Source organism: Rhodococcus sp. NPDC057297 (assembly GCF_042667435.1).
Lineage (GTDB): Bacteria > Actinomycetota > Actinomycetes > Mycobacteriales > Mycobacteriaceae > Rhodococcoides.
Map to the genome: position 1 here is coordinate 351,519 of NZ_JBHUZE010000001.1, position 15,885 is coordinate 367,403.

Here is a 15,885-nt window from a genome sequence, read left to right on the forward strand (position 1 = left end):
AACGTGGAACGGCTCAGCCGGCCAGCGCCCGTTCCAGGGTCGGCCAGGATGCGCGGAGCGCGTCCTGCCAGTACAGCCATGAGTGTGTTCCTGGATGCCCCAGGTCGAACTGCGCTGGAATACCCAGTTCACCGAGCCGCTGCTGCAGCCGTTCGGCGCATCCGTTCGCGACGGCTTCGATCACCCCACCCAGCAGAATCTGCTCTTGCAGCGGGGGTGAACCGACCGGGCGCACGGCGTTCGGCATCTCGTGCGGCCCGGGCAGCCCGGTTGCGTTGGAGACGAACAGCTCCAGACCCCGCAGCCCCTCGGCGTTGACGTACGGGTCGTGCTCGACCCAGCGAGGATCACCGTCGGGACCCCACATGTTGTCGGTGTCGCCTTTGCCGCGCACGGCGATGAGAGTGCGAATGAAGTTGCGTGCTACTGGATCCGATGTCTGCGCGCACCCGCTGTACGACGCCACCCCGCGGTAGAGGCCGGGTGCCTGGATCGCGAGATCGAGGACGCTGCCGGCGGACATGGACAAGCCCCCGATCGCGTTGACGCCGTTGGCCCCGAGTGCGTCGTCGAGGACGGGCGGCAGTTCCTCGGTCAGGAAGGTCTGCCACTTGTTCCGCCCGAGTCCGGGGTCGTCGTGCTCCCAGTCGGTGTAGTAGCTGAGGTAACCGCCGACGGGGATGACGACGTTGACGTTCTTGTCCGCGAAGAACTCCGGCATGTCGGTCTGCTTCAGCCAGTTCGCGCCGTCCTCACCGCCGCCTGCTCCGTTGAGCATGTACAGCGTCGGCCGCGGTGCCGAGGTGTCCGCGGGTCGAAGGACCTGCAGTGGGATGACGCGGTCCATCGACGCCGAGTAGACGTGCACATCCCATCGTCGATCGTTGATCTTCTCGATGTGGTCGACGGAACTCACGGCGCCGGGCGCCTCGGGTTGGGCGAACGCGACCGACGTCGGTCCCATCAGGACAGCGGCGGCGGCGATCACGAGGGCTCGCCGGAGAACTACCTTCATGCGCGGACCTCGAGGTGCCGTGCGACGAGCGGGCCGACTGCGCGCAAAGCGGACGGCGACGTCATCTGCCAATGCGAGTGCGACACCGAGAAGTTCGAGATGTCCCCGGTCACGTACGGGTGCCACGTCGCGAGTCCGTGCAGTTCCTCGTGGCCGGCACTGACGAACAGGACGTCACCGTCGTAGACGCCGGGGGTGTGCCCGACGGCCAACTCGTGGTTGTGTCGTGCGGCGGCGATCAGCCGTTCCACTTCGTGTGTCTCGATGATGCCCGATCCTGCGACGAGGGACGGGAGCGAATCGAGGCGGATGCGCTGCCCCCCGGCCGGTCCGAATCCGTCGATACCGGGCATGGTGATTCCGACGGCGTCGAGCAGGTCTGCCGCGGGAAGTTCTGTCTCCCAGACATCCTGGTTCTGCACTGCATGGCTGTCCAGCAGCACCAGAGAGCCGACGGTTTTGCCCTGGGCCCGGAGGCGGACGGCCATGGCGTGGGCGATCGTTCCGCCGAGTGACCATCCGAGCAAGTGGTAGGGGCCGTTCGGCAGGATCTTCTCGATCTCGTCGATGTATCGCTGTGCGAGTGCGTCCAGGCTGTTCGGCAGGTCGGACGGAGCTGGGGTCTGGATGCCGTAGATCGGCCGGTCGGTGTACTTGTCGAATCCGTTGTAGCACCAGGACAGTCCGACGATCGGGTGGATGCAGAACAGCGGCACCCCGTCGCCGGTGGTGCGGATCGGGAACACCACGTCGAACGACGAGCTGCCGTCGGATCCGGAGTCCAACAGTGTCGCAATCGATTCCGGTGTGGGTTCGGCCAGCAGTGCCTGCAGGGACAGAGCGGTGCCGGTCGATGCCCTCAGCTTGCTGAGCACACGCATCGCCGTGAGCGAGGACCCGCCTCGTTCGAAGAAGTCGTCTGTCACCGAGATGTCGTTCACTGCCAGTACCTCCGAGAATGCTTCTGTGACGAGCCGTTCGGTCGCCGTGGACGGGAGTCTGTTCGGGCCGGCGTCGCGGCCGAAGTCGGGTGGTGGAAGCGCACCGGCGTCGAGCTTTCCGGTCGGTGTGCGAGGGACGGTCGTCAGATACGTGACGGACGCCGGAATCATGTATCCGGGCAACCGTTTCCGCAGGTAGCTCCGCAGTGCGTCACCCTGCAGCGCGACACCCTGCACCGCGTCTCGGTCGCCCAGGACGTAGGAGACGAGGACCGTCTCTCCCGACGGCATGCCATGGCCGACGGTCACCGCGAAGTCGACGCCGGGGTGAGTCGACAGTGCGGCGTCGATCTCACCGAGCTCGATGCGGAACCCACGGATCTTGATCTGCGTGTCGCTGCGTCCGCTGTATCGGAGCCGACCGTCGGGTGTGCGACGAACGATGTCCCCGGTTCGGTACATGCGGCCGCCGCTGACCGGATCCGCGAGAAATCGTGCCGACGTCAGCCCTGCCCGGCCGTGATAGCCACGTGCGACGGCGGGGCCGCCGACGTACAGCTCGCCGGGGACGCCGTCGGGCACCGGGTGGAGGCGTCCGTCGAGAACGTGAGCGACGAGGCCCGCGACAGGCCTGCCGATGTCGATCGGGGCGTCGGCGGTGATCTCGCCGAGTGTCGATATGTCCGTGGCTTCCGTGGGTCCGTAGCCGTTCACCATGATTCGGCCCGGCGCCCACCGGGCGATCAGCTCGGGGCTGCACGCCTCGCCGCCGACACAGACGACCTGCACGGTGTCCAGGTCGCTCGGATCGAGCGTGGACAGGGTGGATGGAGTCGTCAGCGTGTGTGTGACGGACTCGTCGCGCAGGAACGCGGCCAGTTCTTCGCCGCCCAGAATCTCCGGTGGGGACACCACCAGCGTTGCGGCTGCGGACAGCGCGGACACCATCTCCCCGACGGCCATGTCGAAACTCGGTGAGGTGTTGTGCAGGAACCGCGACGACTGTTCGATGTGGTGAACTTCGCGCCTGGACTCGGCGAGGTTCGCGAGCCCGCGGTGCGAGACGACGACTCCCTTGGGCAGGCCGGTGGAACCGGACGTGTAGATCATGTACGCCGCACTGTCGAGTCCGGCGACGCCGTTCAGCTCCTCCGCTGCGACGGCGTGACGCGGTGCCCGCTCCACTTCGCTGCTGATCTCCGGGTCGTCGAGTTCGAGCCAGGTGATGTCTCTCGGCAGCGCACTGCGGTGCGAGGTGAGCGTGATTCCCATGACCGCTCCGGAATCGGAGACCATGTGCTGCAGTCGATCCCGCGGATATTCGGGGTCGACGGGCACGTACGCGGCGCCGGTCTTCGTCACGGCCCAGACGGTCAGAACCGAATCCAACGAGCGGGGAAGCCCGATCGCGACGACGGTCTCGGGGCCGATTCCGTATCCGAGTAGTACCCGGGCCAGTCGGGTCGACGCGTCGTCGACCTCGCGGTAGGTGTGGTCCTCCCCGTTCCATCGGATGGCGACCCCGTCGGGATTCTGCGCGACGGCCTGTCCGATCAACTGCGTGAGCGTACGAGGGCTGACGGCATCGCGGCCGCGGACCGGTTCGTGTTCGCGCGGGCCGAGGATGTCGATGTCGCCGACGGCCTGCGTCGGGTTCTCCACTGCTGCCGTGAGAATCCGCGCGAACCGGTCCACGAAGCCCTCGATGGTGGCGGCGTCGAACAGGTCGGTGCTGTAGCGCAGGGAACCACCGAGGCCGCCTGCCGTCTCCCGGAGCGTCAGCGCGAGATCGAATCGCGTGACGCCGGATTCGTACGGGAATTCCGAGACGGTGAGGCCGGGTAGTTCCAGCATCGACGGCCGATCCGGTTCGAACGCCAGCAGCGCCTGGAACAGCGGGGAGTGGGACGTCGCGCGGGTCGGACGCAGTGTTTCCACGACCTGCTCGAACGGCACGTCGGCGTTCTCCAGTGCTTCGAGGTTGGTGCTGCGCACCCTGTCGAGGAGATCGGCGAAGCTTTCTGCCGGCCGAATCTCGTTGCGCAGAACGACGGTTCCGACGAACATGCCGACGACATCGTCGAGGCTGCCTGCGCTTCGACCCGCCACGGTGGTGCCGATCGGGATGTCGGTGGTACCCGACAAGCGGGCCAGCAGGACTGCGTACGCCGCGCCGACGACCATGAACACCGAGGCGCTGTGGCGATGGGCAAGCGACTTGATCGCCGACGCTACGGCGGGGTCGATGTCGAACGCCACCTCGGCACCGCGTTGCGACGAGACAGCAGGCCGCGGCCGGTCCGTGGGCAGATCCAGCACGTCGGGTAGCCCGTCCAGCCGGGTACGCCAGTAGTCGAGCTGCGTGGACAGGACGGACTCGGGATCGTCCGCGGAACCCAGAACGTTCGACTGCCAGAGTGCGAAGTCCGCATACTGCACCGGCAGCGGTTCCCACGGCGCGGGCGCGCCGTGTGTTCGGGCCGCGTACGCGGTGACGACGTCGCGGGCGAGCGGGCCCATGGACAGTCCGTCCGCCGCGATGTGGTGAACGACGAGAAGCAGTACGTACTCGGTCGGGGACGTGCGGAGAACACTGCCGCGCAGCGGCACTGCTGTTGTCACGTCGAATCCGCGATTGAGTACCGCTGCAGCCGAGGCCAGGACGGCCGATTCGTCGATGTCCTGAGGCGTGAGATCGAGTTCGACCTCGTCGGCCGGAAGAATCACCTGATGGGGGTCTTCGGAGACGGGATAGACGGTCCGAAGCGATTCGTGCCGATCGAGTACGTCACGCAGGCCTGCGGCCAACGCATCCGCATCGAGGTCTCCACTCAACCTCACGGCGAACGCGATGTTGTATGCCGCCGAGGCCGGTTCGGCCTGGTTCAACAACCACATTCGCCGTTGCGCGGCAGACAACGGGATCACGTCGGGACGCGGTCCCGGGCGCAGCGCAGGCAGCGCCGACGATTCGGAGGCGTCGATCGTCACTGCCAGCTGCGCAGGCGTCGGGGCTTCGAACAGCGCGCGCACAGGCAGTGTCCGTCCGACCCGCTCGTTGACGTGCGCCATGACTCGCGTGGCGACGAGTGAGCTTCCTCCGAGGTCGAAGAAGTTGTCGTCCACACCGATGCGTGGAACGCCGAACACCGCCCCGAACACCTCGGACACGATCGTTTCCGTCGGCGTTCGAGGAGCGAGAAACTCGCGGGTCGCGAACACCGGCTCCGGCAACGCGGTGCGGTCGGTCTTTCCGGTCGGCGTGCGCGGCACCTCGTCGATGATCGTGACGGCCTGCGGCACCATGTGGGACGGCAGCGACCGTCGCGCGTGCTCGACGACGTCGGAGGGATCTGCATGTACTCCCGACACCGCGTCGGAGACGACGATGTAACTCACCACACTGTCCGCGTGAACGATCGACACCGACTGTTCGACGCCGGGGTGACGGGTCAGGACGGCGTCGACCTCACCGAGTTCGATGCGGAACCCGCGGATCTTGACCTGGTGGTCGATGCGCCCGTGGTACTCGAGGGCGTCGCCGACGCGCCGCACGCGATCGCCGGTGCGGTACAGCCGATGCCCGCGCGGGTCGAACGGGTTGGCGACGAAGGCCGCCGCCGTCGTTGCGGGGTTGCCGTGGTAACTCCGGGCGAGAGCGCCTCCGCCGAGGTAGAGCTCGCCGACTGTTCCCGTCGGCACCGGATGCAGGCGCGCGTCGAGCACGTATGCGCCGACTCCTCGTATCGGGGAGCCGATTCGGATCGGCGCGTCGGCGATCATCGGGTCGGACATCGTCGCGACGACGGTGCTCTCCGTCGGACCGTACGCGTTGAACAACGCCACCCGATCAGCCCAGGTGGAGATCAGATCCGGGCCGCACGCTTCTCCGCCGACGACGAGGACGCGGAGGTTCGGTACCGAATCCGGGTCGATCGTTGCGGCAGCGGCGGGCGTCAGGAACGCGTGGGTGACGCCGTCGAGTGCGGCTGCGAGCTCGGCGCCACCGTAGATCTCGGGATCGGCGATGTGCATCGTACTGCCGCTGCCGATCGCGAGGAGCAGTTCGAGGATCGACGCGTCGAAACTGGGTGAGGCGAAATGTAGTGTTCGACTGTTCTTGTCGAGACCGAGACGCTCGACCAGTTCTGCACCGAGGTTGGCAAGACCGGCATGGGTGACCGACACACCTTTCGGCGTTCCGGTGGATCCGGAGGTGTAGATGACGTAGGCCGGATGGTGGGGGCTCAGTGCGCTGTTGCGTTCGCGGTCGGTGATGGGAAACGCCGAGCCGAGAGTCGGATCGAGTTCGTCGGGACGAATCCAGTCGACACCGGCCACCTCCGAACCGAAGCTTCCGTTTGTTTCCGAGACACCGTTTGTTTCCGAGATACCGTTGCTGTCCGAGATACCGTTGCTGTCCGAGATACCCAGGCGTGCACCGGAATCGGCGACGATGTGCAGGATCCGGTCGAGCGGGTAGCGCGGGTCGACGGGCACGAACGCGGCGCCGGTCTTGGCCACCGCCCACAGCATCGTCATCGCGGTGATGCCGCGCGGCAGCGCGATCGCCACCGCGGTCTCGGGGCCTGCTCCGCGCGCGATGAGCTGACGGGCGATGCGCGTCGATGCGTCGTCGAGCGCCGGGTAATCGATGGACACGCAGCCGGAGACCATTGCGGTACCGCCGGCGGACGAGACGACGGCTGCGGACAGGGCATCGGGCAGCGTGCGGTGTCGCAGAGACGGCGTACCGCGAAGCGGGTCGACGGACACCAGGTCGATGTCGCCGACGATCGTCCGAGGATCGGCGACCACTGCGTCGAGGATCGTCCGGAACAACTCGGTGAAGGATCGAGCGGTACCGGCGTCGAAGAGGTCGGTTGCGTAGGTGAGGGTTCCGGACAGATCCTCCGAGTCGAACGCCAGCTGCAGATCGAACTTCGCCACTGCGCCGACCGGCGCGAGAGGGGCGACCGTCAGCTCGGGCAGCTCGACCGTCGGCACCGGATCCTCGAGGGACAGCATGACCTGGAACAGCGGATGATGCGCGGTGGAGCGAACCGGGGTGAGCTCCTCGACGACGCGATCGAAGGGGATGTCGGCGTTGCCGTAGGCAGCCAGGTCGCGGTCGCGTACCGACGCGAGAAGATCGGCGAACGGCACGGCCGGATCCACGTGCGACCTCAGAGTCAGCGTGCCGACGAACATTCCGACGAGATCGTCCAGGGCCCGGTCTCCACGGCCTGCCACCGGTGTTCCGACGGTGATGTCGGACGTTCCGGACACTCTCGCGAGCATGATTGCCAACGCAGCATGGAGAACCATGAACTCGGTGGCACCGGACTGCCGTGCAAGCTCGCTCAGTGCGCGTCGGGTGTCGGGGGCCACCGAGAACGCGACCGTCTCGCCTCGATGCGATGCGGCCGGTGGCCGAGGCCGATCGATCGGCAGCGGCAGGTGATCGGCGATACCTGCGAGTTCTTCTCGCCAGAAGGACAATTGACGCGATGCCACGGATTCCGGATCCTGCTCGGAACCGAGCGACTCGATCTTCCACAGCGTGTAGTCGGTGTACTGAACCTCGAGGGGCGGCCACTTAGGTGTTGAACTTCGGGGTGTCGAACTTCGGGGTGTTGAACTTCGGGGTGTCGAACCTGGGCCTGCAGTTCCTGCGGCACGTGCGGTGTAGGCGATCATCACGTCACGTGCCAGGGGCCGCATGGACCATCCGTCGGCCGCGATGTGATGGGTGACGACGACGAGCACGTGATCGTCTGCGGCGAGACGCAGAATCGCCGCGCGCACGGGTGGTCGTTCGGTGACGTCGAAGCCGCGGACCGCGAGCCCTGCCACGGCGCCCGACAACCCACTCTCGGTGGTGTTCGTGATGCTCACGTCGAGAAAATCGGAGTCGACGACGACCTGACGGGGGCCGTCCGTCGCAGTGGTCTTCCCGGGCTCGGAGTCGGGGTAGAACGTCCGAAGCGCTTCGTGACGGTCGACGACGTCGAACACCGACTCGACGAGTGCGTCGGCGTCGAGCACACCGGTCAGCCGGACGGCACCGGCGATGTTGTACGCACCCGAGGCCGGGTCGAACCGGTTGAGCAGCCACATCCGGTGCTGATTGGGGGCGAGTGGAACGTGCGCCGGCCGAACCTGCGGGACGAGCGCGGGACCGCCACTGCAGCGGGACATGCGGTTCAGTCGGCTCGTCAGGCCGCGGACCGTCGGTTCCTCGAACAGATCTCGGACACCGAGATCGGCGTGCAGTTCCGCGTTCATGCGCGCTACCACCTGCGTGGCGGTCAGCGAGTTGCCGCCGAGCTCGAACCAACTCGCCGTCACACCGACGCTGTCGATTCCCAGCACGTCGGCGAAGATCTGCGCGACGGCCGTCTCGGCCGCACCGTCGGGTGCGACGTGCTCGGCCTGGCCGACGGACGGCTCGGGCAGGGCAGTTCGATCGAGTTTTCCGTTGCGGCCCAATGGCAGACGAGCCAGTGGCACGTACACCGTCGGAACCATGAACGCGGGTAGTTCGGCGTCGGCGTGTGCTCGGATGTCGATTGCATCGGCGTCACCGCAGACGTAGGCGACCAGCTTCTCCGAGGTCCCTTCGCCGTGGACGGTGACCACGGCGGCCGTGACGCCCTCGGCGCGCAACAGGGCTTCTTCGATCTCGCCGAGTTCGAGGCGCTGACCGCGAAGCTTGACCTGGAAGTCGTTGCGGCCCAGATAGTGCAATTCTCCGTCGAGGGTCCAGCGGACGAGGTCGCCCGTCCGGTACAACCGACCGTCGCCGTGCGGATCGGCGACGAACCGTTCGGAAGTGAGGGCTGCTCTGCCGGTGTAGCCGCGTGCCAGTTGCACACCGGAGAGGTAGAGCTCACCGACACTCCCGATCGGAACGACTCGAAGCGAGTTGTCCAACACTCGGACCCCGGTGTTCCAGACCGGAACCCCGATGGGTACCGGCCCGGTCTCCGCGGCATCGGTGCGGTGATACGTGACGTCGACGGCGGCCTCGGTCGGACCGTAGAGATTGTGCAGTTCCGCGGTCAGCATGCCGTGGAAACGCTGCACGGTTCGGCGGCTCAACGCTTCACCGCTGGCGAAGACCCGGCGCAGTGATCCGGTGTCCTCGTGATCGCCGTGGTCGAGGTACAGGTCGAGCATCGACGGAACGAAATGGGCGGTGGTGATCGACTCGTCTCGCACGAGCCGCGAGAGGTACTTGGGGTCGCGATGGCCACCGGGTTCCGCGATGACCGTCCTGGCGCCGGTGATGTGGGGCCAGAACAGTTCCCACACCGACACGTCGAACGTGGCCGGTGTCTTGTGCAGGACGGCGTCGGACGTGTCCAACGGGTAGGTGTCCTGCATCCACAGCAACCGATTGACGATGGCCGCGTGCGACACCGCGACGCCCTTGGGCCGTCCCGTCGAGCCGGAGGTGAACAGGACGTACGCGGTGTTGTCCGGGTGAACCGGTGTGGGTCGCTCGTGGTGGGCGATGGGTCCGGTGGCGAATGCCGACAGATCCAGGGTGCGCGGGTCTGCACGTGGCACCGATGTCTCGATATCGGCACCCAGAATCAGTGCAGGAGATGCAGCGTCGATCATGTAGGCGATGCGCGACGCGGGCAAGGTGTCGTCGAGAGGCAGATACGCCGCACCTGCATGCACGACGGCATGGATCGCCACGAGCTGGTCCATCGACCTCGGTAGAGACACCGCGACCACGGACTCGGCGCCGATTCCGCACCGAATCAAGTAGCGAGCCAGACAGTGCACGCGGGCGGCGAAGTTGTCGTACGTCAACGAGTGGCCGTCGTACACCACACAGGTGGACGTACCGTACACCGAGGACGCTCGGCCGAGCAGTTCCAGCAGAGTGTCGGTGCCACAGTCGACTTCCGTCGCCACCCAGTCCGAGGTGACTGCCTGACGCTCGAGTTCGCCGAGCACGTCGATGTCCAGAACGCGCCCCCGAGGCCGGTCGGCCATGGCCCGGATGGCCCGCTGGAGACGGTCGGCGAACGTCGCGACCTGACCGCGGGAGAAGGCGTCGGGCGAGAAGCGCAACGTCATCGTCGGAGTCGGCTCGAGCACGGTCACCAGGGTGAGCGGATAGTGCGTGGAATCGGAGACGTCGATACCGCGGACCGCCATGCCCGCGATGTCGGTCGCGGCGTCGAGTGCGCTGTGATCGACGGGGTAGGACTCGAACACCACGAGAGTGTCGAAGTCCGCGCTCCGCCCGGCCGCCGCGTGGATCTCGGCGAGTCCGACGTGATGGACGTCCAACAGCTCCACTTGCTCACGCTGCACCCGCTCGGTCAGCGACTCGACGGTGTCCTGCACGTCGATCGAGACGCGAAGCGGGAGTGTGTTGATGAACAGCCCCAGCATCTCGGTGGCACCGGCCAGATCACCCGGCCTGCCGGACACGGTGGCACCGAACACGACGTCGTCACGCGAGAGGACGGTGGACAACACGATCGACCACGCAGCCTGCACCACGGTGTTGACGGTGACGTTCGACGTACGGGCGATCGACGCCAGAACGGAACCGTCGATGCGAACGTCCACGTCCTCCGGCAACCGACCACTGGGAACGTGTGGGCCCGCGAGCAACGTCGGGCCGTCGACGCCCGCGAGGTGCGCAGCCCAGCGGTCGACATCCGAGTCGGAGCGACGAGCACTCGACCACGCCAGGAAGTCCCGGTACCTACGGACCGGAACGCCGATCTGCGTGTCGGCTGCATAGAGGACCAGCAGTTCCTTGATCAGGATCGGCATGGACCAACCGTCGAACAGGATGTGATGGTTGGTGACCACCAAGCGAGTACCCGCGGGCCCGTGCACCAGGGCGAACCTGATGAGCGGTGCGTCAGCGAGATCGAAGCGTCGGCTGCGTTCCGCCGCGACGGTCGCAGCGACATCGTCCGTCTGCACCTCCTGCCACGGGACGACCACATCGTCGACCACCAGCTGGACAGGAAGACCCGAGGCATCGTGAACGAACGCGGTGCGTAGATTTTCGTGACGATCGAGCAGACGCTGCGCGGCACGATGGAGTCGATCACCGTCGACGACGCCGGACAGATCGACGACGATCTGCGCGGTGTACGGATCCACCCCGTCGCGCATCAGATCGGCGTGGAACATCAGACCCCGCTGCAACGGGGTGAGCGGCCACACGTCCGATACGTTGCCGAACTCGCTGTGCCACAGGTTCAGTCGAGCCTGGTCGACGGTCACCAGTGGGACGTCGCTCGGCGTCAACTCCCCCACGCCGGCCCGGCCGTGCTCCGCGAGCTCGGTGATGGCATCGGACCACAGATCGGTGAGACGACGGACATCGGCGGCGTCGAGCACACCCGTCGGGAATCCGATGCGCACGACCAACGAGCCGTCGCGGACCAGTGCGTTGATGTCCAGCTCGTACGCGGTCCGCAGGGCATATCCGCTGCCGACGTCGTTGCCGACGGTCAGGTCCGGTGTCCACGGTTGATCCAGCGACCCCCCCGGCACCTTGCCCAGATAATTGAAGCTGATCCGTGGCTCTGGAGAATCGACGAATTCACCACGCGCAGAGAGGATACCGAACATCTGGGGTTCGGTGGGAATGCTCCGCAGCTGTTCCTTGACCGCCTTGACGATCGAGGCTGCATCGGAACCGGACGGCGCCTCGATACGCGCAGCATGTGTCGAGGTGAACCATCCGACGGTCCTGGTGAGGTCCGCACCGAGAACCGAATCGGTATCGCGGCCATGGCTTTCGATCGACACCAGGTGCGACGCCGGGCCCCTCCACGTCCGCAGGGCCATGGCCAGGGAGGTGAGCAGGGCGTCCTCGGGACCCATCCGATAGCGGTTCGGCAGTTGTTCCAGCAGCGCCTGCGTGACGTCGGAGGGAACGCTCAGCTGGGCGAGCTGAGTCGTGGCCCCGGTATCCCGCGCATCGAGGGGGCGCGAACCGAGCAGGGCGTTCTCACCGCTCAGCAGTACACGCCACGCGTCGGCGTCGTGCGACGCGAGGTCGTCGACAGCATGAGCCCACCGGCGGAACGAGGTCTCCACCGGCTGGAGAGTCGGGCCGGAGTCGCGCAGCGCGTAGGCGGTGGCGAGATCCGGCAGAAGAATGCGCCACGACACACCGTCGACGACCAGGTGATGGGCGACCAGCACGATCCGTGGGCAGTCGGCGTCGGTCACGTGAACCACCTGGAGCATCACTGCATCTCGGGGCCGCAGACGTGCACCGGCGCGAGCAATGACGCCCTCGAGATCGGTCCCCGATTCGCCCCCTGATTCGCCCCCCGAATCCACAGTCGAGCATTCAATCGACACCAAGCCCGCAGCATCCACGGACCCGGCGGGTCCGACCACGAGACTGTCGTCGACGAGCCGTGCCCGCAGCGCATCGTGGTGATCGATCAGCACGGCCAGCGCGGCGACCAGATCCTCGGTGTTCAGATCGGACGGCGCGACCAGTACGAGAGCCTGATGGAAGTTGTCGAGGTCCGACGGCTGCTCGGCCCGCGCCAGGACGCTCCTGGCGATGGGGAGAAGCGGCATGTCGCCGACCCCGCCGCCCGGCAGTTCCTCGAGCCGGACCCGGTCGGCGTCGCTGACTGCTGCGTCGGCGAGGCCGGCAACGGTGCGCCGTTCGAAGACGTCCCGTGGCGTGAACACCACACCGGATGCCTTGGCGCGCGAGACAAGTTGGATCGCAACGATACTGTCGCCGCCGAGAGCGAAGAACGAGTCGTCGACGCCGACGGACTCCTTGCCCAGCACCTCCGCCATTGCGTCGGCGATGATCTGTTGGACCGGATCGCTCGCGGCGCGGAACGGAACGGTGTCGACGTGAGCCAGCGGATCCGGCAGGGCAGAACGATCGACCTTGCCCGACGGCGTGATCGGAACCGAGTCGATCTCGACCAGAAGGGATGGAACCGACTGCCGCGGAAGGAATTCCGACGCCAACGCGATGAGAGCGTCGCGATCGAACTCGTGACCGGGCTTGACCTTGACGTAGGAGACGAGGGTGGATCGGTCGCCGCGCTGGGCCACCGTCGAGACGACGAAGTCCACGGACTGATGCCAGGACAGAACGGCGTCGACCTCGCCGAGTTCGATTCGCAGGCCGTGAAGCTGCACCTGGAAGTCGCTGCGGCCGATGAACTCCAGATCCATGTCCGCTGTGCCCGACGCCCGCCACCGCACCACGTCTCCGGTGCGGTAGAGGCGCTGACCCGAGCCGTACGGATCCGCGACGAAGCGGGTCGACGTCAACCCCTCACGGTTGTGGTAGCCGCGTGCCAGACCTGGTCCGCCGACGTAGAGCTCGCCACTCGTACCGACCGGCACGGGCCGAAGCCACCGATCGAGCACCACGGCGGACGCGCCCTGCAAGGGCCGCCCTATCGTGATCCCCCGGGGGTCCGTCTGGGGTTCGGTCATCGTGATCACGATGGTGGATTCGGTGGGGCCGTAGCTGTTCCGCAGCTCGGCTCGCGACCGTAGCCGGTCCACCAGGTCGGGTGGGCAGACGTCACCGCCGACGACGACGGATGTCAACGACTCGACCTTCTCCACCTCGACGGTCGACAGCAGTGCAGGAGCAGTGACGATGTGCGTGACCGCCTGTTGCCTGAGCAGCTCCGTCAGTTCGCCGCCGCCGTGAACGTCTGCAGGCGCGACGACCATCGTGGCTCCGGCGCCGAACGCGGCGAGCATCTCGAACACCGAAGCGTCGAAACTGGCAGACGAGAACCGCAGGACGCGGGAGTTCGTCGTCAGCGCGAGTTCCGGGCGCTGAGCGACGGTGAACACGGAGAGACCGCGGTGGCCGACGAGCACGCCCTTCGGTGTCCCCGTCGATCCCGACGTGTAGATCATGTAAGCCGTGTGATCGAGACAGAGTCGAGACCGCCTGTCCGCGTCGGAGATCGGTGCGTCGGAGCGTGTCTCGAGCTCGCTCGTGAAGCTCGGGTCGTCCATCCCGAGCCAGTGCACGGCGTCGGGAAGCGAGGCCGCCAACGCTGTGGTGCTGAGGCCCACCAGGACACCGGAATCGGTGACCATGTGGCCGATCCGCTCGGCCGGATACGTCGGATCGATCGGCACGAAGGCTGCGCCGGTCTTCGCTGCGGCCCAGAACGCGACGACCGAGTCGATGGAACGCGGAAGTGCGACGGCCACCACCGACTCCGGCCCCGCGCCGCGGGCGATCAGAGCTCGGGCGACGGTGTTGCTGCGCTGATCGAGCTCTGTGTAGGAAAGTTCGGTGGTGCCCTCGACCAGAGCAGTGCCGTTCGGGTTCCGCGCGACACCCGCCGCGAGGATGTCCGGAAGAAGCTGCGGCGGTTCGCCCGGTTCGCCGCGCGCAGGAACGACGGCGTCCACTTCCGCGGCATCGAGCAGGTCGAGATCGGTGACAGCGAACTCCGGATCACTGTGAAGGAACTGCGCGAGAAGCCGGACGAAGCGGCGGTACAGGTCCTCGGTCGCCTCGGCGCTGTAGACGTTGGGGTTGGCTTCGAAGTCGATACGGGAACCACCGCCGTCGACAGGTGGATAGATGTTGACCGACAGATCCTCGACCGGGCCCGTGGACAGGACGTTGAAATGCCCCGTCCGGCCGCCGAATCCGACCTCGCGCTCGTACGCCATGATGTTGATGGCGGTGCCGAAGAACCCGCGGTGCTCCTGGCTGGCACCGGCGTCGCGTCGAATGTCCTCGGCGCGATAACGCTGATGCCGCAGAGCACCGGTCAGTTCCAGCTGCACAGCGTCGACGAGGCTCGCGACGGTCGTCTCCGGGGCGATGCGCACACGGATCGGGAGGACGTTGGACACCATGCCGCCCGAGCGTCGCAGCACCGCCGTCGTACGTCCGGCAACGGGCAGCGAGAGAACGATGTCGTCGTTGCCGGTCAGACGGGACAGAAAAGCAGCTACGGCGGATACGGCCAACGGTGCGAATGCCGATCCGAGCCTGTCCGCTGCGCGAGTGAGTGCCTTCTCGAGAGTCTGCGATAGCGGCTCTCCGCAGATCCGCGACCGCGGCGCCGGTGGTGCGACGATGCCCGACGGTGACACCGGCGCGGGCAGCCCGCGGGTCTTCTCCCGCCAGTACTCGCGGTCCTTCTCGAAGCGAGACGACGAACGGTACTCGTCCTCGGCTGCGTAGACGTCCTCGAGTGCGCCCGCCTTCGAGACCGACGGCGACTCACCTGCCTGAACTGCCGTATAGATCTCCGCGGCGCGGTTCATCAGCCGAACTGCGCCGTAGCCGTCGAGAGCGATGTGATGGACGTGCGAGTACCAGAACGTGCGATCGGCGCCGACGCGCAGTGTCGCAGCTCGGATCAGCGGGCCCTCGATGATGTCGATCGGTTGCGAGTACGCGGCCTGCATCCAGTCGATCGCCGCGGCCTCGGGGTCGGGCTCCTGGGTGAAATCGAGATCCGTCGACTCGTGACGGGTGGACTTGTCGATGTACTGGTGTGGTTCACCGTCGATTTCCACCAGGCGTAGCGAGCCTGCGCCGAGCTCGGCCGCAGCTTGCTCCACCGCCCCACGCATGAGGTCACCGTCGAGTTCACCGTGGACGTCGATGTAGTTCGCGATGGTGATCGGAACGTCCGGCATCAAATGCTGGGCGAACCACAGCCCGCGTTGTGCAGCAGTGAGCGGGAACGGCGCGGACGTCAGCGTGTGCCCGGTGTCGGTCCTGCTCAGCGCAACTGAATCAGCCGAATCCACAGTAGTGCTCTCTCGGTCGAAGGAGCGTGGTTGGCGGAGGCTCGGAACCGGACGTGGCGTGCGCTGCCCCGAAACGCCGCTCGCTCTGTGACGAAGGTCCCACCCGCTAGGTCTGAGGATTCGAGGTTTACACAACCGTTACCC

Annotated in this window: 2 protein-coding genes; both read right to left on the minus strand. The window is 66.6% G+C overall.

Annotated features, from left to right (window positions below):
• Positions 1-13 precede the first annotated feature (13 nt).
• A complete protein-coding gene (locus tag ACFULT_RS01635) occupies positions 14-1,015 on the minus strand; it encodes an alpha/beta hydrolase family protein (protein ID WP_196248701.1) in 1,002 nt (333 codons plus the stop codon).
• Positions 1,012-15,741 carry an amino acid adenylation domain-containing protein gene (locus ACFULT_RS01640; RefSeq protein WP_378480443.1) on the minus strand — a complete coding sequence of 4,910 codons (14,730 nt, stop codon included), beginning with the start codon at positions 15,739-15,741 and terminating at the stop codon, positions 1,012-1,014. The genes ACFULT_RS01635 and ACFULT_RS01640 overlap by 4 nt, the downstream gene beginning before the upstream one ends.
• Between the last annotated feature and the right edge of the window lie 144 nt (positions 15,742-15,885).